Annotated in this window: 15 protein-coding genes; all 15 read left to right on the top strand. The window is 61.3% G+C overall.

Going from position 1 to position 18,761, the window contains the following annotated elements:
* Positions 1-17 precede the first annotated feature (17 nt).
* The 15 genes from DWX63_RS02225 (at position 18) to rimO (ending at position 18,676) form a co-directional block, all read left to right on the top strand.
* Complete coding sequence (locus DWX63_RS02225; RefSeq protein ID WP_199411068.1) at positions 18-1,121, top strand: DnaJ domain-containing protein; 1,104 nt, start codon at positions 18-20, stop codon at positions 1,119-1,121.
* A gap of 81 nt (positions 1,122-1,202) precedes the next feature.
* Positions 1,203-2,351 (top strand): molecular chaperone DnaJ, encoded by a 1,149-nt coding sequence (gene dnaJ / locus DWX63_RS02220; protein ID WP_117842688.1) that lies wholly within the window; start codon positions 1,203-1,205, stop codon positions 2,349-2,351.
* 9 nt (positions 2,352-2,360) lie between these two features.
* Positions 2,361-3,653, top strand: coding sequence for a MiaB/RimO family radical SAM methylthiotransferase (locus DWX63_RS02215; protein WP_117842687.1), 1,293 nt, complete (start codon positions 2,361-2,363; stop codon positions 3,651-3,653).
* The gene (locus tag DWX63_RS02210) at positions 3,634-4,620 is read left to right on the top strand and encodes a PhoH family protein (protein WP_117842686.1); all 987 of its coding nucleotides are present in this window, start codon (positions 3,634-3,636) and stop codon (positions 4,618-4,620) included. The genes DWX63_RS02215 and DWX63_RS02210 overlap by 20 nt, the downstream gene beginning before the upstream one ends.
* Positions 4,617-5,126 carry an rRNA maturation RNase YbeY gene (ybeY, locus tag DWX63_RS02205; protein WP_117842685.1) on the top strand — a complete coding sequence of 170 codons (510 nt, stop codon included), beginning with the start codon at positions 4,617-4,619 and terminating at the stop codon, positions 5,124-5,126. The genes DWX63_RS02210 and ybeY overlap by 4 nt, the downstream gene beginning before the upstream one ends.
* A 9-nt stretch (positions 5,127-5,135) precedes the next feature.
* The gene (locus DWX63_RS02200) at positions 5,136-5,513 is read left to right on the top strand and encodes a diacylglycerol kinase family protein (RefSeq protein WP_022094706.1); all 378 of its coding nucleotides are present in this window, start codon (positions 5,136-5,138) and stop codon (positions 5,511-5,513) included.
* Positions 5,514-5,525: 12 nt separating this feature from the next.
* Positions 5,526-6,596 carry a GTPase Era gene (gene era, locus DWX63_RS02195; RefSeq protein WP_199411067.1) on the top strand — a complete coding sequence of 357 codons (1,071 nt, stop codon included), beginning with the start codon at positions 5,526-5,528 and terminating at the stop codon, positions 6,594-6,596.
* Positions 6,597-6,608: 12 nt separating this feature from the next.
* Positions 6,609-7,358: a DNA repair protein RecO gene (gene recO / locus DWX63_RS02190; protein ID WP_117842684.1), complete on the top strand. Its 750-nt coding sequence runs from the start codon at positions 6,609-6,611 to the stop codon at positions 7,356-7,358.
* Between the two features lie 138 nt (positions 7,359-7,496).
* Complete coding sequence (gene rpsO / locus DWX63_RS02185; protein ID WP_006235963.1) at positions 7,497-7,775, top strand: 30S ribosomal protein S15; 279 nt, start codon at positions 7,497-7,499, stop codon at positions 7,773-7,775.
* A gap of 150 nt (positions 7,776-7,925) precedes the next feature.
* A complete protein-coding gene (locus tag DWX63_RS02180) occupies positions 7,926-10,172 on the top strand; it encodes a polyribonucleotide nucleotidyltransferase (protein ID WP_022094703.1) in 2,247 nt (748 codons plus the stop codon).
* 639 nt (positions 10,173-10,811) lie between these two features.
* The gene (locus tag DWX63_RS02175; RefSeq protein ID WP_117786039.1) at positions 10,812-12,482 is read left to right on the top strand and encodes a ribonuclease J; all 1,671 of its coding nucleotides are present in this window, start codon (positions 10,812-10,814) and stop codon (positions 12,480-12,482) included.
* Position 12,483: 1 nt separating this feature from the next.
* Positions 12,484-15,264, top strand: coding sequence for a DNA translocase FtsK (locus tag DWX63_RS02170; RefSeq protein WP_233514437.1), 2,781 nt, complete (start codon positions 12,484-12,486; stop codon positions 15,262-15,264).
* Positions 15,264-16,775 (top strand): RodZ family helix-turn-helix domain-containing protein, encoded by a 1,512-nt coding sequence (locus DWX63_RS02165; protein WP_117842683.1) that lies wholly within the window; start codon positions 15,264-15,266, stop codon positions 16,773-16,775. The genes DWX63_RS02170 and DWX63_RS02165 overlap by 1 nt, the downstream gene beginning before the upstream one ends.
* A gap of 26 nt (positions 16,776-16,801) precedes the next feature.
* Entirely contained in the window at positions 16,802-17,299 is a 498-nt protein-coding gene (locus DWX63_RS02160) for a YajQ family cyclic di-GMP-binding protein (RefSeq protein ID WP_022094699.1), read from the top strand.
* Positions 17,300-17,326: 27 nt separating this feature from the next.
* On the top strand, positions 17,327-18,676 hold the full coding sequence (gene rimO, locus DWX63_RS02155; protein ID WP_117842682.1) for a 30S ribosomal protein S12 methylthiotransferase RimO: 1,350 nt from the start codon (positions 17,327-17,329) through the stop codon (positions 18,674-18,676).
* Positions 18,677-18,761 lie beyond the last annotated feature (85 nt).

Below are 18,761 nucleotides of genomic sequence, written 5' to 3'. Positions count from 1 at the left end.
GCAGGAGGTTGCCGCGCATGGCGACGATGAACGAAAAAGATTACTACGAGATTTTGGGCGTCTCCAAGGACGCCACCTCGCGTGATATCCAAAAGGCTTTCCAACAAAAGGCCCGCAAGCTCCATCCGGACGTCAATAAAGAGCCGGATGCCGAGGAGAGGTTTAAAGAGGTTTCCGAGGCCTACGCCGTGCTCTCGGACGAGCAGAAGCGTGCGCGTTACGACGCCATGCGGTCGGGCAATCCCTTTGCCGGTGCACCGACGGCTTCGCCCTATGGCGGCGGCTATGCCGGCAGCGCCGGTTACGGCAATCCCTTTGACGGCGGTTTTCCCTTCGGAGGCGCCTGGGGCCAGCCCCGTCGCGGCCAGGCGGCCTACAACCCCGAGAGTGGCGCCAACGTGGTCGTCGATATCAAGCTCGACGCCAAGGAGGCCAAGAGCGGTGCCCACAAGACCGTTCGATACACCCGCTTTGACACCTGCGGGCATTGTGGCGGATCGGGCTCCGTTTCGTCAGAGCATGCCCACACCTGTCCGAGCTGCGGTGGTCGCGGCCATATCGATGTCGACCTGTCCTTCCTGTTTGGTGCGGGCACGTTCCAGACGGTTTGTCCTGAGTGTGGCGGTTCCGGCAAGGTCGTTGCCGACCCGTGTCCCGATTGCGGCGGCAGCGGCCGTATCCGCGTGACCTCCGAGCAGACGATTGAGTTTCCCGCCGGCACGCATGATGGCGACGAGGTGCGCATCCCCAACATGGGTCACGCCGGCACGAACGGCGCTTCGGGCGGTGACCTGGTCGGTCGCGCGCACGTTGAGGCCGAGCGCCTGGAGGGTAAGGCTCGCACCGGCTTCTACCTCATGGGTATCATCGCGCCGTTTTTGGTACTGTCGGCCATCTCGGGCGTGTTCTCCGCCTTTGCCATGATGTGCTTCATTCCGTTTGCCATGGGCTTGTTCATGGTGCTGTCGGACGGCGTGCTTCATCGCAGTCTGCTGTGGTGGAAGCGCGGTGCGATGCAGTTTGCCAATGGATTTGCCAACGGTTTTATGTTCGCGCTCGTGTCGGTTTGGTTCGCGAGCTGCTCGCAGCGGGCCGTGCTTTCGCCGTACGGAATTCAATAACATCAAACCCTCTGTTTGCGCCCGGCCCAGCTTGGGTATAGGACGCACTGTGACAATAATGAAAGTTGGAAGGATTCGGTCGTGTCGGAAAATAGGGATTACTACGAGGTACTTGGCGTTGACAAGGATGCCGACGCGCGGACGATTAAGCGCGCGTTTCTAAAGAAAGCCCGTACGGTACACCCAGATGTTTCGGACGACCCCGAGGCCGAGGCCAAGTTCAAAGAGCTCAACGAGGCCTATTCCGTTCTTTCCGACGAGCAGAAGCGTGCTAACTACGACCGTTACGGCACCGCGGACGGCCCCGGTGGCTCTGGCTATGTCGACATCAACGATATCTTTGGCGGCATGGGCATGGACGACCTGTTCTCGTCGTTCTTTGGCGGTGGCGCCGGTGGTGGCGCTCGCAGCCGTCGCGAGCGCCGTCGCGGTCGCGATATGGCCATCTCCCTTTCGGTGACGCTCGAGGAGGCGGCGCTCGGCTGCAAAAAGACGATCAGCTACGACCGTCTTGCCCCTTGCGATGACTGCAATGGTACCGGCAAGGCCGAGGGCGCGACCGTAAAGCAGTGCAGCCGCTGTCACGGCACAGGCTATGTGACGACGGTCCAGCGTTCGTTCCTGGGTCAGGTTCAGTCCTCTTCGCCCTGTCCTGACTGCCACGGCGAAGGCACGGTCATCGATCATCCCTGCGAGACCTGTGATGGCCAGGGCCGCACGCCTTCTCACGAAAAGATTGACATCGATATTCCCGCCGGTGTTTCGACCGGTCGCCAGCTGCGCGTGAGTGGTTTTGGCGAGGCCGGCCTTCGTGGCGAGCCCTCGGGCGACCTGATCGTCAACGTGCGTGTCGCCGACCACGAGCGTTTTAAGCGTAATGGCGATGACCTGTATCTGGTGAGCGATATCTCGATTGCGCAGGCCGCGCTCGGTTGCGAGATTGAGGTCGAGGGCATTATGCCTGACGAGGTCGTCAAGCTGTGCGTCCCCGCCGGCACACAGTACGGTGACACCGTGAGTGTCAACAATTACGGCATGCCGCGTATCGGCGGTGGCGGTTCGCGCGGTCGTCTGGTCGTGCAGCTGCGCGTTGTCGTCCCCACCAATCTCTCCAACAAGCAGCGCGAGCTGCTTCGCGCCTTTGCCGACGAGATGGGCGATGACGTCGCATCCGGTAAGAAGTCGGTGACCGACCGTATCAAGAGCGCCCTCGACGACATCCTCGATTAAGGAGCCCGTGTGCTCGCACCCCATATTTCCGTCGTCAACCTCGGTTGTCGTGTCAACCGGGTTGAGTCCGACCGTATCACTGCCGATCTTATGCGCCTGGGCTTTGCGATGGTGGAGCCCCGGGACGCCGACCTGATCGTTATCAATACCTGTGCCGTGACGGGGGAGGCCGAGGCCAAGACCCGCAAGGCCGTTCGTCACGCCCTGGCCTATCCGGGCGAGCCTTACGTGGTCGTAACTGGCTGCGTCGTCAACCTGCATCCCGAGGAGCTGCTGGAGCTCTCCGATCGCGTGATCGCCGAACCGTCCAAGATTGATGTCGCCGAGCGCGTCTGCGAGGTGCTGGGCGTCGAATCCGATAGCGTGCCCGCCTGCAGCGATGGCGACGTTGTCGATGCGCTCGGACGTTCGCGGCTGGGCGTGAAGATCCAGGACGGCTGCAACCACCGTTGTACCTATTGCATCGTGTGGAAGGCCCGCGGCCCCGAGCGTTCCGTGCCCGTCGAGTCCGTGCTCGAACAGGTACGTGAAGCCCAGGAGGCCGGCGTGCCCGAGGTCGTGCTGACCGGCGTGAACCTGGGTGCCTATGACGGCAAGAGCGCGACCGACGAGCATGTCGAGATCGATGAGCTGCTCCAGGCCATCATGGAGCGCACCGAGATCGCCCACGTGCGTATCTCCTCGGTGGAGCCCATGGATATTTCCGAGCGCTTGCTCAAGGTGATGGCTCGCTATCCGAAGCGTATCGCGCCGTTTTTGCACCTGCCCGTGCAGTCTGGCTGCACGGCGACGCTGCATCGCATGGGTCGTCCCTATAGTGCCGAGGCCTTTGAGGATACGGTGCGCATGATTCGCACCAACTTGCCCCAGGCGTCTCTTTCGTGCGACGTTATCGTCGGTTTTCCTGGCGAGACGGACGAGGAGTTCGAGGAGTCGCTGGCGCTGTGCCGTCGCGTGGGCTTTTCGCGCATGCACGTGTTCCGCTATAGCAAGCGTCCCGGCACCCTCGCCGCCGACATGCCCGACCAGGTACCCCCCGAGGTTATGGTCGAGCGCAGCCGTCGCATGCGCGCGGCGGCTCAGGAGCTCGCGGTTGCCGATGCCCGCCGTCGCGTGGGTACCGTCGAGCGTGCCGTGCTTGAGTACGGTGACAATTTGACGCTCGGATCGTTCCATCATGCCCGTCTCGATGATACCTGTGGACTCACAGCCCCGTGCCTGCTCGATGTTGCTATCATCGGAGTCGATGATTCCGGCTTGGTCCATGCACGCAGGGAGGTTCATGGAAGCCTCGAAGATTAGACTTACCGTTCCTGAGGGTATCGACCCCTCGCGCGTTTTGGGCGCCGGCGACGGCGTCCTTCGTGCGCTCGAGAATTTGGTGCGCGCCCATGTGGTTGCCCGCGGTGACAGCGTTGCCGTGAGCGGCGATCCGGACGAAGTCGAGCTCGTCGCGCGTTTTTTCGAACATGCCTTTCGTGAGGCTGCTGCCGGGCGCACGCTTTCTGCCGATGATATCTCGCGCTGTCTTGCCGTTCTGCGCGACGGCGAGCATGATGCCTCGTCGTTGCGCGATGACGTGCTGCTATCGTACCGCGGTCGCGTTATCCGCCCCAAGACGCTCGGTCAAAAGCGCTATGTGGATGCCATCCGCTCTTCGACCATCACGTTTGGCCTCGGTCCCGCCGGTACCGGTAAAACCTATCTGGCCATGGCGCTCGCCGTCGCCGCGCTCAAGCGCCATGAGGTGGGCCGCCTGATCCTGACGCGCCCGGTTGTCGAGGCGGGGGAGAACCTGGGCTTTTTGCCCGGCACCCTCGAGGAAAAGATCGACCCGTATATGCGCCCGCTCTATGATGCCCTCTTTGACATGATGGATCGCGAACGCACCGATGAGCTTATGGAGCGTGGCGTGATCGAGATCGCGCCGCTCGCCTACATGCGCGGTCGAACGCTGAGCGATGCCTTTGTGGTGCTCGATGAGGCACAAAACACGACGCCCGAGCAGATGAAGATGTTCCTGACGCGCCTGGGTTTTAATTCCAAGTTCGTGATTACCGGCGACCTGAGTCAGCGTGACCTGGCGGGTCGTCGTGGTGGTCTTGCCGATGTCGAAAGGATTTTGGGTCGCGTCGACGATGTGGCGTTTTCTCACCTCGAGCGTGCCGATGTGGTACGCCATGCCCTGGTGGGCCGTATCGTTGAGGCCTATGATGCATACGACGATGCGCGTGAGCAGCGCGCACACGATCGAAAGGAGTCCCGTTGAGTGTATTGATCAGCAACGATGCCGAGCTCGATACGCTGCTCGATGCCCAGGAGGTGGAGCACATCTGCTCAGTTGTGCTTGCCGCCGAGGGTGTTGAGCGTGAGGTCGAGATTTCCCTTTCGTATGTCGATGAGGACGAGATGCACGAGCTCAACCTTGAGTGGCGTGGCATCGATCGCACGACCGACGTGCTCTCGTTTGAATGCGACTCGGCCTTTGACGAGGACATTCCCACCGACGAGACGCTCGAGCTCGGCGATATCATCTTGGCTCCGCAAGTTATTGCCCGTCAGGCGCCCGGCTTTGGCAACAGCCCCGCCGATGAGTGCCGACTGATGCTCGTGCATGGAATGTTGCACCTGCTGGGTTACGACCACATCGAGGACGATGAGGCCGAGGTCATGGAGGCACGCGAGGATGCCATCTTGCGCGACCTGGCGCTTGAGCGCGGCGAGGACCCCAAACTCGTCCACGTCGGCCCTATCACCAACCACGCCCACGACTAGGAGCCGTCTATGATTCCCGGATCGAACAAGGACCATCCGTCCTTTTTAAAGTCGTTCTCATACGCCATGGAGGGCTTCGTTACCGCCGTCAAGACCGAGCGCAATATCAAGGTCATGCTCGTGGCGGGCGTGTGCACCGTCATCGCCGGCTGCATCGTGGGGCTCGATATTGCCGAGTGGGCTACGGTCATCATCTGCTGCGGCCTGGTGATTCACGGCGAGTTGTGCAATACCGCCATGGAGGCGATTGTCGACCTGGCGACCCAGGAGCTGCATCCGCTGGCCAAGCGCGCGAAGGATATCGCCGCTGCCTCTGTGTACGTTCTTTCCATTACCGCCGCGATCGTAGGCTTGCTTGTCTTTGCCCACGCGCTCGACTTTATTTAGAAAGGGATTCCCATGTCCGACAATATGCAGCCTACCGATGAGGTTTTGGATGACGAGGTCCTAGATGAGACTGAAGGCGCCGATTCGTTTGACGAGGTCGAGGAGTTCGACCCGTTTGAGGGTATGAGCGGCGAGGAACTCGATGCCCTGTGCGACGAGGATGAGAGTCTCGCGGGCTTTGGCGACGTGGAACCCGGTTTCCGCAGCGGCTTTGTGGCCCTGGTCGGTCGCCCCAACGCCGGCAAGTCCACGCTGCTCAACGCCTGTTACGGCAAGAAGGTCGCCATCACCTCTCCGGTGGCCCAGACGACCCGCCGCCGTATGCGCGCCGTGGTCAACCGCCCCGGTTACCAGCTGGTCTTCGTTGACACGCCGGGTATCCACAAGCCCAAGGACGGCCTGGGCTCCGAGCTCAACAAGAGTGCCCTGTTTGAGCTCAATGACGTAGACGTCGTCGCGTTTTTGATTGATGCCACCAAGCCGATCGGCAGGGGAGACGCCTGGGTTGCCGAGCGTGTCAAGAGCGCCCGTTCCAAAAAGGTCCTGGTGCTTACGAAGGCCGACGAGGCCGATCCCGCCCAGGTTATGGAACAGCTCAAGGCCGCTCACGAGCTCATGGAATATGACGACGAGATCGTGACGTCGTCGGTCAAGAACTTCAACGTCGATGCGTTTATCGAGACCGTCGCTCACTTTTTGCCCGAGGGCCCGCGCTGGTTCCCTGAGGACATGGGCACCGACGCGTCCGACGAGACCCTCGTGGCCGAGTTTGTACGCGAGAAGGTTCTGCGTCGCACCCGCGACGAGATCCCCCACTCCGTGGGCGTCATCTGTGACGCGCTCGAGCAGACTAAGAAGGTTCTGCGCGTGCACGCCACGATTTACGTCGAGCGCGAGGGGCAGAAGGGCATCATCATCGGCAAGGGCGGCGAGATGATTAAGCATATCGGCATCGATGCCCGTCGCGACCTTGAGCGTATCTTTGGCACGCAGGTCTTTTTGGAGCTCGACGTGAAGGTCAAGGCCGGCTGGCGCGATGACGAGGCACAGATCCGCCGCTTTGGCTACAATGCCGAAGATTAAGCCTCGGCGTTCATGGCAGGCTCTCGCACATATCGCACAAAGGTGCTCGTCCTCGACAAGACGAAGCTCAAGGAAACCGACCTGATCTTGACCATGCTCGACGAACGGGGACGGCAGGTGCGTGCCGTGGCTAAGGGCGCGCGTAAGCCCGGCGGTCGCCTTGCGGCCCGCTGCGAGCTTTTCTGTACCGTCGATATGCTGCTCGCGCGTGGTCGCTCGCTTGACGTGGTTTCTCAGGCGGAGCTTATGGAGGCGCCACTCGGTGCCGCTCCTGACTACGAGACGATCTGTGCCGCCAGCGCGATTGCCGAGGTTGCGCGCGTGTGCTCGTTCGAGGATGCCGAGGATCCATTTACCTTTGCCATCACGCAGCGGGCGCTCACGCTTGTCGGCTGCGGGCTCGACTCGGCACATATGGACCTGCTCGTGGCGGCCTTTGTCTTTAAACTGCTGTCGCACGTTGGTTACCGCCCCGATTTCTCGGCATGCGTCTCGTGCGGCGATCCCATGCTCTCGCATTTCTCGGCCCAGGCCGGCGGGCTTCTGTGCGGGTCGTGCGCCTCGAGCGTGCCTGGCGCCGAGTTGGTATCGGTCGGCGAGGTCGCATGGCTGCGCGCTCTGATGTCCATGACCTTCGATGCCCTTATGGGCGAGCAGATCGATCCGCATACGGCTGCGTTTTTGCTGGGGCTTTCGCATGTTTGGGCCGCCACGCACACCGATCAGCGGCTCCGTGCGATGGAATTCATGTTGGGTCGGTGATGATGCGCAGGCGCGCGCCGCTTGTGGTAACATACCCACCTGTTGGTACCTCGACCTTGGATGTTCGCTCCACCGGCGGCTTCCCAGTCCGAGGCGAATGGAGTCGCCCACAGGCGACGCGAAGCGAAAGGTGAAACAATGACTGTTTCCAAAGAGCGCAAGGCGGAGCTGACCGCCCAGTTCGGTAACTCCCCGGTCGATACCGGTAACCCCAAGGTTCAGGTCGCCATCCTGTCCGAGCGCATCAAGGAGCTGACCGAGCACATGAAGTCCCACCAGAAGGACTTCCACACCCGTCGTGGCCTGCTTATGCTCGTTGGCCGTCGTCGTCGTCTTCTCTCCTACATCAAGAAGAACGACATCGTCGAGTACCGTGAGCTCATCAAGGCTCTGGGCATCCGCGACAACATCCAGTAAGGATTTGTACATGCTAAGAGCGTCCTGCGCAGCGGGGCGCTCTTTTTGTGTAAGGGCGTGAACAATCACGCTCTGAAGCGTGGCGGGGGCAGGGGGCCCGCGTCACATGAGAAGCCCGCAGGCAAGGGGCCTGTGGGGTAAAGGAGAACAATGACACTCGTATCCAAGACCTTTGAGCTGTACGGCAAGACCTACACCTTTGAGTCCGGCGAGCTTGCCAAGCAGGCCACCGGCGCTTGTCTGGTCAAGCAGGGCGACACCACGATGCTCGACACCGTGGTCGTCTCCAAGGAGCGCAAGAATTACGACTTCTTCCCGCTGACCGTCGACTTCAACGAGAAGATGTACGCCGCCGGCCGTATCCCGGGTGGCTACCTTAAGCGCGAGGGCCGTCCCAGCGAGAAGGCCACGCTCACGGCTCGTATGATCGACCGTCCGATCCGCCCGAGCTTCCCGGACGGCTTCCGTAACGAGGTGCACATCGTCGCTACCTCGCTCGTCGCCGACCAGGTCAACCCCTTTGACGTCATCAACGTCATGGGTGCTTCGCTGGCCATGACGCTCGGCGGCGTGCCATTCGAGGGCCCGCTTGCCTGCGTGCGCATCGGCCGCAACGTGGAGACCGGCGAGTTTATCGTCAATCCCACCTATGAGGAGCGCGAGAACTCCGACCTGGACCTGGAGCTGGGCGGCTCTGCCGACTTCATCTCGATGGTCGAGGCCGGCGCCGAGGAGATCTCCGAGGACGACATGCTCGCCGCTATGAAGTTTGGCCAGGAGGCCCTCGCTGCCTTCTGCCAGGCCCAAGACGAGTTCGTCGCCGAGTGGGAGCAGGTCAACGGCGCTATCGTCAAGAAGGAGTACCCGCTCGACCAGCCCGTCGAGGAGGTCCAGGAGCGCATCTTCGCCCACTACGACGAGATGGCCGCTGCCCTGCGCGACGCCGACAAGCTTTCCCGCATCGGTAAGGTCGAGGCTCTGAAGGAGTCCATCCGCGCCGAGTTCACCGACGAGGAGCAGGCCGCCTGGGAGCGCGAGATCCCCGTGGCGCTCAAGAAGCTCGAGAAGAAGGCCATGCGCACCATGGTCGTCGAGACCGGCGAGCGCGTTGACGGTCGTGCCGCCGACGAGATTCGTCCCATCATGGTGAAGGACAACTACCTGCCGCTCGTTCACGGCTCCGGCCTGTTCCAGCGTGGTCAGACTCAGGTGCTCTCCGTCCTGTCGCTCGGCATGCTTAACGAGGGCCAGCGTCTGGATACCATCGAGCCCACCGAGGGCAAGCGCTATATGCACCACTACAACTTCCCGCCGTTCTGCACCGGCGAGACCGGCCGCATGGGCAGCCCCAAGCGCCGCGAGATCGGTCATGGCAATCTGGCCGAGCGCGCTCTGCTTCCGGTGCTTCCCGACGAGAACGAGTTCCCCTACGCCATCCGCGTCGTCTCCGAGGTCATGGAGTCCAACGGCTCCTCTTCGATGGCTTCGACCTGCGGCTCCACGCTCGCCCTTATGGACGGCGGCGTGCCCATTAAGCGCCCGGTCTCCGGTATCGCCATGGGCCTGATCCAGGAGGAGGGCAAGACCGTGGTCCTGTCCGACATCCAGGGTCTCGAGGACTTCCTGGGCGACATGGACTTTAAGGTCACTGGCACCACCGAGGGCATCACCGCCCTGCAGATGGACAACAAGGCCACCGGTCTTACCTTCGATATCTTGGCCCGCGCCCTGCAGCAGGCCAAGGAGGGCCGCGCCTTCATCCTGCAAAAGATGCTCGATGTGATCCCCGAGCCGCGTCATACCACGCGCAGCACCGCTCCGCGCATCGTCTCCATCCAGGTTCCGACCGATAAGATCCGTGACGTCATCGGTTCCGGCGGCAAGGTCATTCGCGGCATCCAGGACGAAACCGGCGCTTCGGTCGACATCCAGGAGGACGGCACCGTCTTTGTCGGCGGCACCGGCGAGTCCGTCGACCAGGCCGTCGAGCGCATCAAGCTCATCATCAAGGTTCCCGAGCCGGGCGAGGAGTACACCGGTCGCGTGGTCTCCATCCAGCCGTTCGGCGCCTTCGTCAACCTGCTGCCTGGTAAGGACGGCTTGCTGCACATCTCCCGCGTCGCAAAGGGTCGTGTGGAGAAGGTCGAGGACGTCCTCAACGTGGGCGATGAGGTCAAGGTCGTCGTCATCGAGGTTGACGATCGCGGCAAGATCTCGCTCGATCGTCTCGACAAGCCCGAGGCCCCGGCTCGCGCCGAGGGTGCCTCCGAGGGTGACGGCGAGCACTTCCAGCGCCGTGAGCGTCCGCGTCGCGAGCGCTCCGAGCGCAGCGACCGTCCGCGCCGTCCCGGCGACAACGGAGGCCGCAAGCCCCGCCGTCACCACGACGCCGAGTAACAGCCGTACATAAGCAGCTCATGCAAGGGCGACTCCTAAGGGGTCGCCCTTTTGTTTGCGCCCGGGAGGGCCGCATATGAAGTTTCCTGCTCTACAGTCCTGCGCAAGACGGAAAGCACATTAAGTGCTTTCCTTTGCGTGCGGAACTCGCGATAAACTTCATATGCGCCCCTCCCGGTCGCAAGCAAAAGGGCTGGTTAGTGCCGCTCGCTATTTAGCTAGACAGTCTATTCAGTAGTCAGATTTCAGATCTGTAGATAGCCGCAGCAGCATCTTCCCAGATAAAACCGACCAAAACAAACCTGTCCCTTTTTGGCAGGTTTCCCGTGGGGCGGGCGCTGATGAAGTTTATCGCGAGTTCCGCACGAACAGGAGGCCACTTAATGTGGCCTCCGTCGTGAGCAGGACTGTAGAGCAGGAAACTTCATCAGCGCCCGCCCCACGGGAAACCGGCGGGATAGACCAGTTCAGATGGGGCTTTGATGCATGGGTGGTCTGTTGTTGTGCAAATGGGTATCATACTGTGGTTATTGCATCGACTCTGCGATGCATATTTGTACGTTCCCGGCGGTCGGTTTGCCAGAAGCGCCCCGTCGGTTGTTCCAGACCCGTTTCGAAGAAAGGAAACAACACTCACTTATGGCAGCTAAAAAATCATCTCCCTTGAAGATCATCCCGCTTGGCGGCCTTGACGGCATCGGCAAGAACATGACGGTCTTCGAGTGCGGCGACGACATGGTGCTCGTCGACGCTGGCCTCATGTTCCCGGATGACTCCCAGCCCGGTATCGACCTGGTGCTTCCCGACTACACCTATGTTCTGGAGAACGAGGAGAAGCTCCGCGGTATCATCGTCACCCACGGCCACGAGGACCACACCGGTTCGCTTCCGTACCTGCTGCAGGACCTCAACAACAAGGTGCCCATCTTCTCGAGCAAGCTGACGCTCGGTTTTATCGAGGGCAAGCTCTCCGAGTTCCGCATTCGCGCGCCCAAGTTCCGCGAGGTCAAGGGCGGCAGCCATGTCAACCTCGGCGGCATCTCGCTCGACTTCTTCTCGATGACGCACTCCATCCCCGGCGCTCTGGGCGTGTTCATCCGCACCAATCAGGGCACCGTTATGCACACCGGCGACTTTAAGCTCGACCAGACGCCCATCGATGGCGTCACGCCCGACTACGCCGCTATCAGCCGCTTTGCCAAGCAGGGCATCGACCTGCTGCTTTCCGACTCCACCAATGCCACGGTTCCCGGCTTTACCAAGTCCGAGGCCGAGGTTGGTCCCAACCTGCTGCACGCCATCAAGAACGCCCCGGGTCGCGTGTTCGTCGCATCGTTCTCGAGCCACATCCATCGTTTGCAGCAGATCTGCGATGCCGCCCGCAAGTGCGGCCGTAAGGTCGTCGTGACCGGTCGCTCCATGCTCACTAACACCCGCGTGGCGCGCGAGCTGGGCTACCTCAACATCGATGACGCTGATATCATCGATGCCTTCGACATTGATAACCTGCCTGACGACAAGATTGTCGTCATGTGCACCGGTTCGCAGGGCGAGCCGCTGTCGGCCCTGTCCCGCATGGCCAATGGCGAGCACAAGACGCTCTCCATCCATGAGGGCGATACCGTTATCCTCTCGGCAACTCCTGTTCCCGGCAATGAGAAAGCCGTCCAGCAGGTCGTCAACAGCCTTGCCAAGCTCGGCTGCGACGTGTGGGATAAGAACCGCGCTCTCGTTCACGTCTCCGGTCACGGTAGCCAGGAGGAGCTCAAGCTCCTGATTGCCATGGCTAAGCCCACGTACTTTATGCCGGTTCACGGTGAGGCCGTGCATCTGCGCGCCCATGCCCAGCTGGCCCGTAAGATGGGTCTCAAGGACGATCATATCTTTATCCTCGATAACGGTGACACGCTCGAGATGCGTGGCGGCATCGTCAAGCGCGGCACGCCCGTCGAGTCCGGCGTCGTCTACGTCGACGGTCTGCGCATCGGCGATACCGACCCCATCGTCCTGCGCGATCGCCAGAAGCTCGCCAACGACGGTATGGTTACGGCTGTCGCCATCGTCTCGCTCAAGCACAAGAAGATCGAGGCCATCGAGTTCTCGGGCCGCGGCGTTTCGTTTGCCATCGACGACCAGTTCTCCGAGGATGCCTCCGCGTCCATCATGAAGACGATCGAGAAGGGCAAGTTCAGCTTTACCAGCAGCGGTTCCGACGCCATTCGCAAGGCCGTGCGCGACTCGCTCTCCAACTTTATCTGGAGCCGTACGCGCACTCGCCCGATGATCATCCCGGTCGTCATGGAGGTTTAGTTTGGCGCGCGGATCTGCACAAAACGCCAAAGGCAATAAGGCCAACAACCAACCGGCATCTGCTAAGGGTGCCGGTTCCCATCTTCGTGCCAATAAGGGCCATGAGGCAGACTTCGACGATTTTGAGCCCTTGGTCGAGCCTTCGGCCAATCGCGATATCGCTGGTGTGGTCATCGCCGTTTTGGCGATCGCGTCCTTCATTGCCGTGATCTCTCCGGCAACAGCGCCCGTGACGGCTGCGGTTGCCGGTTTCTACCACCTGGGCTTTGGTCTGGGCGCCTACGTGCTGCCGATCGTCATCTTGCTGTTTGCCGCCACGCTCTTTTTGGGTGAGGACTCGCCGCTCAACGTGCGCTCTGTTGCGGGCGGCGCCTTGGTCTTTATCGCCGTCGTCTCCATTCTTTCGCTGATGGTGCCGGGCACGAGCGATTCGTGCGACCTTATGTTTACGCCGCAGAACCTTTCCGTGTCGGGCGGCTACATTGGCGCCTTTATCGCAAGTGCCTTGCAAAACGCCCTGGGTAAACCTATCGCCATGGTTGTCTTGCTGGGGCTTGTCGTCGTTGGTTTGGTCATTATCGGCTTTTCGGTGGGTGGCGTTTTGCGCTCCGCACGCGATCGCGCTGCCGATTTTGCCGAGCGTCGACGTGCCGATGTCAATGCGAGCCCGTGGGGCGATGAAGAGGCCCTGTCTGTTCCCGGCGTCGCTCGTCCGCACCTGAGCATTCTGCGCCAGAAGGGGACTGACGCCGCGGTGACCACGGTCATGGGTGGCGATGTCGACCCGGTTTTGGATGACGACGAGGACGATGACCCATTTGTTGACGTATCCGAGTCGGTTGAAGCCGAGCGCGCCAAGACGACGCTGCTGCCGCGCCGTCATGCCAAGAAGGGCAAGACGGTTCCCAAGCTCAATACGAGTGAGCCCGACCCGTCTTGGTCCGATAGCGAGATTGAGCTCACCGAGGGCGATGACGTGGACGACGAGGCTCCGATTGAGACCGCAAAGACAACTTTGCTGCCGCGTCGCCATGCAAAGCGCGGCCAGGTCACCGGACAGCTTTCGATGGAGGACGATCCGGACAAGGTTGACGAGTCCGAGCCGCCGTTTTCCGTGAATCCCGTCTCGGCCGCACCCCAGATCCCCGACTTCCTGAAGCACCCCAAGGTCGCTGACGCCTCAACCTCTACGGCCTCTGCCGCTCCTGCTGCGGCTGACAATGGGGGAGCGAGCGACACCGCAACTGACGCCGAGGGCGAAGAAGAGGACGGCCTCAAGCTTCCGCCGCTCGAAATCCTGCATGCCAACCCGCAGTCGGCTTCCGCTGCGTCTTCGGACAAGGAGCTGGAGCAGACCGCTGAGTCACTGCAATCCACCTTGCTTGAGTTTGGCCGCAGTGCCCGCGTGGTCGGCTGGATCGCCGGCCCCACGGTGACGACCTTTAAGCTGCAGCCCGGTGAGGGCGAGCGTGTGAGCAAAATCTCGAGCCTCGAGGACGATATCGCGCTTTCGCTCGCTGCCCAGTCGGTGCGTATCTTTGCCCCGATCCCCGGCACCTCGCTCGTGGGCATCGAGATTCCCAACCGCAAGCGCCAGAACGTCAATCTGGGCGACGTACTGCCCTATGTGAAGGGCGGTCCGCTCGAGCTCGCCATCGGCCGCGACGCCGAGGGCACGCCGGTTGTCGCCGACCTCGCCAAGATGCCTCACCTGTTGATTGCCGGTACGACCGGTTCTGGTAAGTCGGTGATGATCAATTCCATCATCACGACCTTGCTCATGCGCGCCCTTCCCGAGGACGTTCGCCTGATTATGGTCGACCCCAAGCGCGTCGAGCTTGCGGGCTATAACGGTCTGCCGCATCTCTATGTGCCCGTGGTGACCGAGCCCAAGCAGGCCGCGAGCGCTCTGCAATGGGCCGTGTCCGAGATGGAGCGTCGCCTGAAGGTCTTCGAGCGTCTCAACGTGCGTAAGATCTCGACCTACAACGAAAAGCAGGCCGCCGGCGAGTTTGAGCATTACGACAATCCGCCGCAAAAGATGCCCTACCTGGTCATTATCATTGACGAGCTCTCTGACCTGATGATGGTCGCCGGTAAGGATGTCGAGGCCTCGATCGTGCGTATTGCACAGCTGGGCCGTGCCGCTGGTATTCATCTTATCGTTGCCACGCAGCGCCCCAGCTCCAACGTGGTGACGGGCCTCATCAAGGCCAACATCACCAACCGCATCGCCTTTAACGTCGCCACGGGCATCGACTCGCGCGTCATCATCGACCAGATGGGCGCCGAGAAGCTCACCGGTTTGGGCGACATGTTGTTCTCCAAGGTCGACTGGGGCAAGCCCCGCCGTATCCAGGGCTGCTTTGTCTCGGATGATGAGATCAACGAGATTGTCGAGTTCGTCAAGTCGCAGAGTGAGCCAGACTACCACGAGGAGATCCTGTCTGCCGTGGCGCCCGCTTCCATGTCCATGGCGGGTGGCGGAGGCATTGTCCGCACCGGAGTAGCCGAGCCGCAAGACGATGATCCACTCATTTGGGAAGCCGCCCATATTGTGGTGGAATCGCAGCTTGGCTCCACATCTGGCCTGCAACGTCGTCTGAAGGTTGGCTATGCGCGTGCCGGGCGTATTATGGACATGCTGGAAGAAAAGGGTGTCGTCGGCCCGCCCGACGGTTCCAAGCCGCGCGAGGTCCTGTTGGACGAGGAGGGGCTTGCCGCGCTGGAATCTGTCGACGCCGAGATGGCACGTGAAGATCGTGAGTTTGGAGGATTCTGATGGCTGCACGCTTTGGTGACATGCTGCTCGAGCAGCGTCGCCGAATGGGCCTTTCCATTCAGCAGGTCGCCAACACCATCAAAATCAGGCCGCAGATCATCGAGTTTTTCGAGACTGGTAACTTTGCTTCGATGCCGCCGCGCGGCTATGCGCAGGGCATGATTTCGAGCTATGCTCGTTTTTTGGGCCTCAATCCGCGCGAGGTCGTCAATGCCTACTTTGACGACCTGATGGCATACGAACGCGAGACGTCGCAGCAGGGCGGTCGTTTTCAGGACGCCGCCGGCTACGTCAATTCGCGTTCCTCTGTCGATAACGGGCGCTTCCTGATGGTTCAGGGTGGTCGCTCAACGCGTTATGGTCAGCGTCCGCAGCAGGCTGGCTATATTACCGAGACGGGGTCCAGTGAGGAAATCCGTTCTCAGCGCGATCGTTTCCGCAGCACGCCTATGCCCGACGATCGTGCGCTTCCCGCTGCCCGCGGTGTGGTGCGCGATCCCCGTGTCGGCTACGGAGATGGCGGCTATTCCGATCGTGGCTACCGTGGTGTCTCTGCCGGTCGTGCTCTCGGCGGCTATGCGGACGCCGATGCCACGCAGGTGACGCCGCGTCTTCGCTCTCAATCACAGCCGTATGGCCAGCGCTCTTCGGCTCCGCGTGCGGGCCAGCGTGGCTATCAAGGCCGCGGTGAACTTGCGCCCCGCTCGGGTCAGCGCAGCCTTCAGGGCCAGGGTGGCTATCGCGGCCGTTCCGACAGCAATCGTGGTCGTATGCCTCAGGGAGGCGGCCGCAGCAGTTCCAGTCGTGGACGCGGCGGTTCCCGTACTCCTCAAAACAACGGTCTCGATCCGCGTATCGTCTACGCCGGCATCGGTGCCGTGGCGTTGCTGCTGATCGTGCTCATCGTGGTACTTCTGCGCGGCTGCGCATCTTCGACGCCCGAGACCACGCCCGAGACGCCCACTGCTACCAAGACGACGCCCAAGAAGTCTTCTAAGAAGACCGAAACGGTCGACGAGGACGATGACACCGATGAGGCGACGGATGAGTCGACCGTTTCGGACGCCACCAAGACGACGGCTAAAAAGGAAGAAAACGAGGTAACGAAGGTCAAGGTCTCCGTTGCCAAGGGAAAGACCGCCTGGATTGAGGTCAAGGTCGATGGCAAGTCGGTCTATGGCGCCCAGGCGACTGGCCCCTTTGAGCAGGAGTACACGCCTGAGTCCTCGATCGAGATCACCACGTCCAAGCCTTCCGATGTCACCGTTACCAAGAACGGCGAAAAGGTCCGTTACGATACCAAGACCTCGGGCGTGGCGCGTGTGACGATCACCGTTCCCAAGAAGGAGACGACTGGTTCCGAGAATGGTGAAAGTTCTGATGGTACCGACACCACCGATGGTACCGACACCACCGACGGCACCGATGCCCAGTCCACGGATGGCGCCGATACCGCAACTGACGGCCAGACGCCCACCGATTCTACCGACTATTCGTACGATAGCTACTAAGCCGCTCGTACGCGAAAGGAAACATCATGGCTAAAGATTCCAGCTTCGACGTCGTGTCCGAGGTCAACATGCAAGAGGTCGACAACGCCTTCCAGCAAACCACGCGCGAGATTTCCCAGCGCTATGACCTGAAGGATTCCGGCGCCACGATCGAGCTTTCGAAGGGCGACAAGCTCTTTACGATCAACGCCCCGGCCGACTTTGTCTCCAAGCAGATTATCGACGTGCTGAGCTCCAAGCTCATCAAGCGCGGCATCGACCTCAAGGCTGTCTCGTGGGATGCTCCGCAGGCGGCATCGGGCGGCACCGTGCGCGTGCTCGGCCATATCGTCGAGGGTATCGACCAGGCGACCGCCAAGAAGATCAACAAGGACATCAAGGACCAAAAGCTCAAGGTCAAGGTGACTATCGAGGCCGACAAGCTGCGTGTTTCCTCTGCTTCGAAGGACGCGTTGCAGACCGTGATCCAGTTCCTGCGCGACCAGGACTACGGCCAGCCGCTGCAGTTCACCAACTACCGCTAATATCATTCGAAAGGACTGCTCTCCAACATGGATACACCGTTGGGCTCCGTGCTCTACATCACCCTCGGGTGCGCTAAGAACGAGGTTGACACCGACCGCATGCGTTCTCTTTTGACCGCCGCGGGCTACGAGGAGGCATTCGACCCACAGGATGCCGATATCGCCATCGTCAATACATGCTCGTTCCTCGCCTCCGCAACGTCCGAGAGCATCGAGACCACGCTCGAGCTCGCCAACGAGGTTCAGGACGGCGTTCGTTCTTGTCCCATCGTCATGTGCGGCTGTGTGCCGTCGCGCTATGGCGACGACCTGCCTGACGAGCTGCCCGAGGTCGCTGCCTTTGTGAAGGCCGACGAGGAGGACGGCATCGTGGCGGTCATCGATGGCGTGCTGGGTGTCGAGCGTGAGATCGCTGCCTATATTCCGCAAGTCAAGCGCACTGTCGAGGGCGCCGTTGCTTACGTCAAGATTTCCGATGGCTGCAACCGCTTCTGCAGCTTCTGCATGATCCCGTATATCCGCGGTCGTTATCACTCGCGCGATGCCGAGAGCATTATCTCCGAGGTACGCGACCTGGTTGCCGGCGGTGTGCGCGAGATCGTGCTGATCGGCCAGGACACGGGTATTTGGGGCACCGACTTTGCCGACGAAGACGTTACCGATGGCTCGCCGCGCAATCTGGCGCAGCTGCTGCATGCCGTCGCCGAGTCCGTGCGCCCGCACAACGTCTGGGTCCGCGTGCTCTATCTGCAGCCCGAGGGCATGACCGACGAGCTTATCGATACGATTCGCGATACGCCCGAGGTGCTGCCTTATATCGATATCCCCGTGCAGCACTGCGACGCGCGCATCCTCAAGGCTATGCGCCGTTCTGGTTCGCGCCAGGAGCTCGAGGACCTGTTCCGCGATCTGCGTGAGCGTATCCCCGGCATCGTGATCCGTTCCACGGCCATGGTCGGCTTCCCGACCGAGACCGACGACGAGTTCCGCGACCTTATCGACTTTATGGACACCGTCGGCTTTGACTACACGAGCGTCTTTGCCTACTCGCAGGAGGAGGGCAGCCTGGCCGCCAAGATGGAGGGTCAGGTCGATGAGGAGGTCAAGCTCGAGCGCGCCCAGGAGGCCATGGACCTGGCCGAGTCGCTCGGTTTTGCCGCCACCGCCGCACATGTGGGCGAGCGCGCCCAGGTGATCGTCGACGGCATCGAGGAGACCGAGGACGGCGCTGAGCTGATCGGCCATGCTTGGTTCCAGGCGCCCGATTCCGATGGCGCGGTGCACTTGGACGCCAGCGAGGCGTCCGTGGGCGATATTCTGACGGTCGAGTTTACCGATAGCTTCTGCTATGAGCTTATCGGCCATGTTGTGGAGTAGGAGAGCATCGTGGCAAACGAGAGCAATAAGGAACTGACGAGTGTTTGGACGCCCGCCAACATCGTGACGTGCGTTCGCATCGTCT

Origin of the sequence: Collinsella sp. AF20-14LB, from assembly GCF_003459505.1 — a bacterium.
Lineage (GTDB): Bacteria > Actinomycetota > Coriobacteriia > Coriobacteriales > Coriobacteriaceae > Collinsella.
Note: the sequence above shows the minus strand (reverse complement) of the source record. Positions and strands in the feature narration are given on the sequence as shown.

Excerpts from the sequence above, each read along its gene's own strand:
- DWX63_RS02175 (WP_117786039.1), top strand. The coding sequence starts at position 10,812 with ATGGCAGCTAAAAAATCATCTCCCTTGAAGATCATCCCGCTTGGCGGC.
- DWX63_RS02160 (WP_022094699.1), top strand. The coding sequence starts at position 16,802 with ATGGCTAAAGATTCCAGCTTCGACGTCGTGTCCGAGGTCAACATGCAA.
- DWX63_RS02225 (WP_199411068.1), top strand. The coding sequence starts at position 18 with ATGGCGACGATGAACGAAAAAGATTACTACGAGATTTTGGGCGTCTCC.
- DWX63_RS02165 (WP_117842683.1), top strand. The coding sequence starts at position 15,264 with ATGGCTGCACGCTTTGGTGACATGCTGCTCGAGCAGCGTCGCCGAATG.
- DWX63_RS02180 (WP_022094703.1), top strand. The coding sequence starts at position 7,926 with ATGACACTCGTATCCAAGACCTTTGAGCTGTACGGCAAGACCTACACC.
- era (WP_199411067.1), top strand. The coding sequence starts at position 5,526 with ATGTCCGACAATATGCAGCCTACCGATGAGGTTTTGGATGACGAGGTC.
- recO (WP_117842684.1), top strand. The coding sequence starts at position 6,609 with ATGGCAGGCTCTCGCACATATCGCACAAAGGTGCTCGTCCTCGACAAG.
- DWX63_RS02200 (WP_022094706.1), top strand. The coding sequence starts at position 5,136 with ATGATTCCCGGATCGAACAAGGACCATCCGTCCTTTTTAAAGTCGTTC.
- DWX63_RS02210 (WP_117842686.1), top strand. The coding sequence starts at position 3,634 with ATGGAAGCCTCGAAGATTAGACTTACCGTTCCTGAGGGTATCGACCCC.
- rpsO (WP_006235963.1), top strand. The coding sequence starts at position 7,497 with ATGACTGTTTCCAAAGAGCGCAAGGCGGAGCTGACCGCCCAGTTCGGT.
- rimO (WP_117842682.1), top strand. The coding sequence starts at position 17,327 with ATGGATACACCGTTGGGCTCCGTGCTCTACATCACCCTCGGGTGCGCT.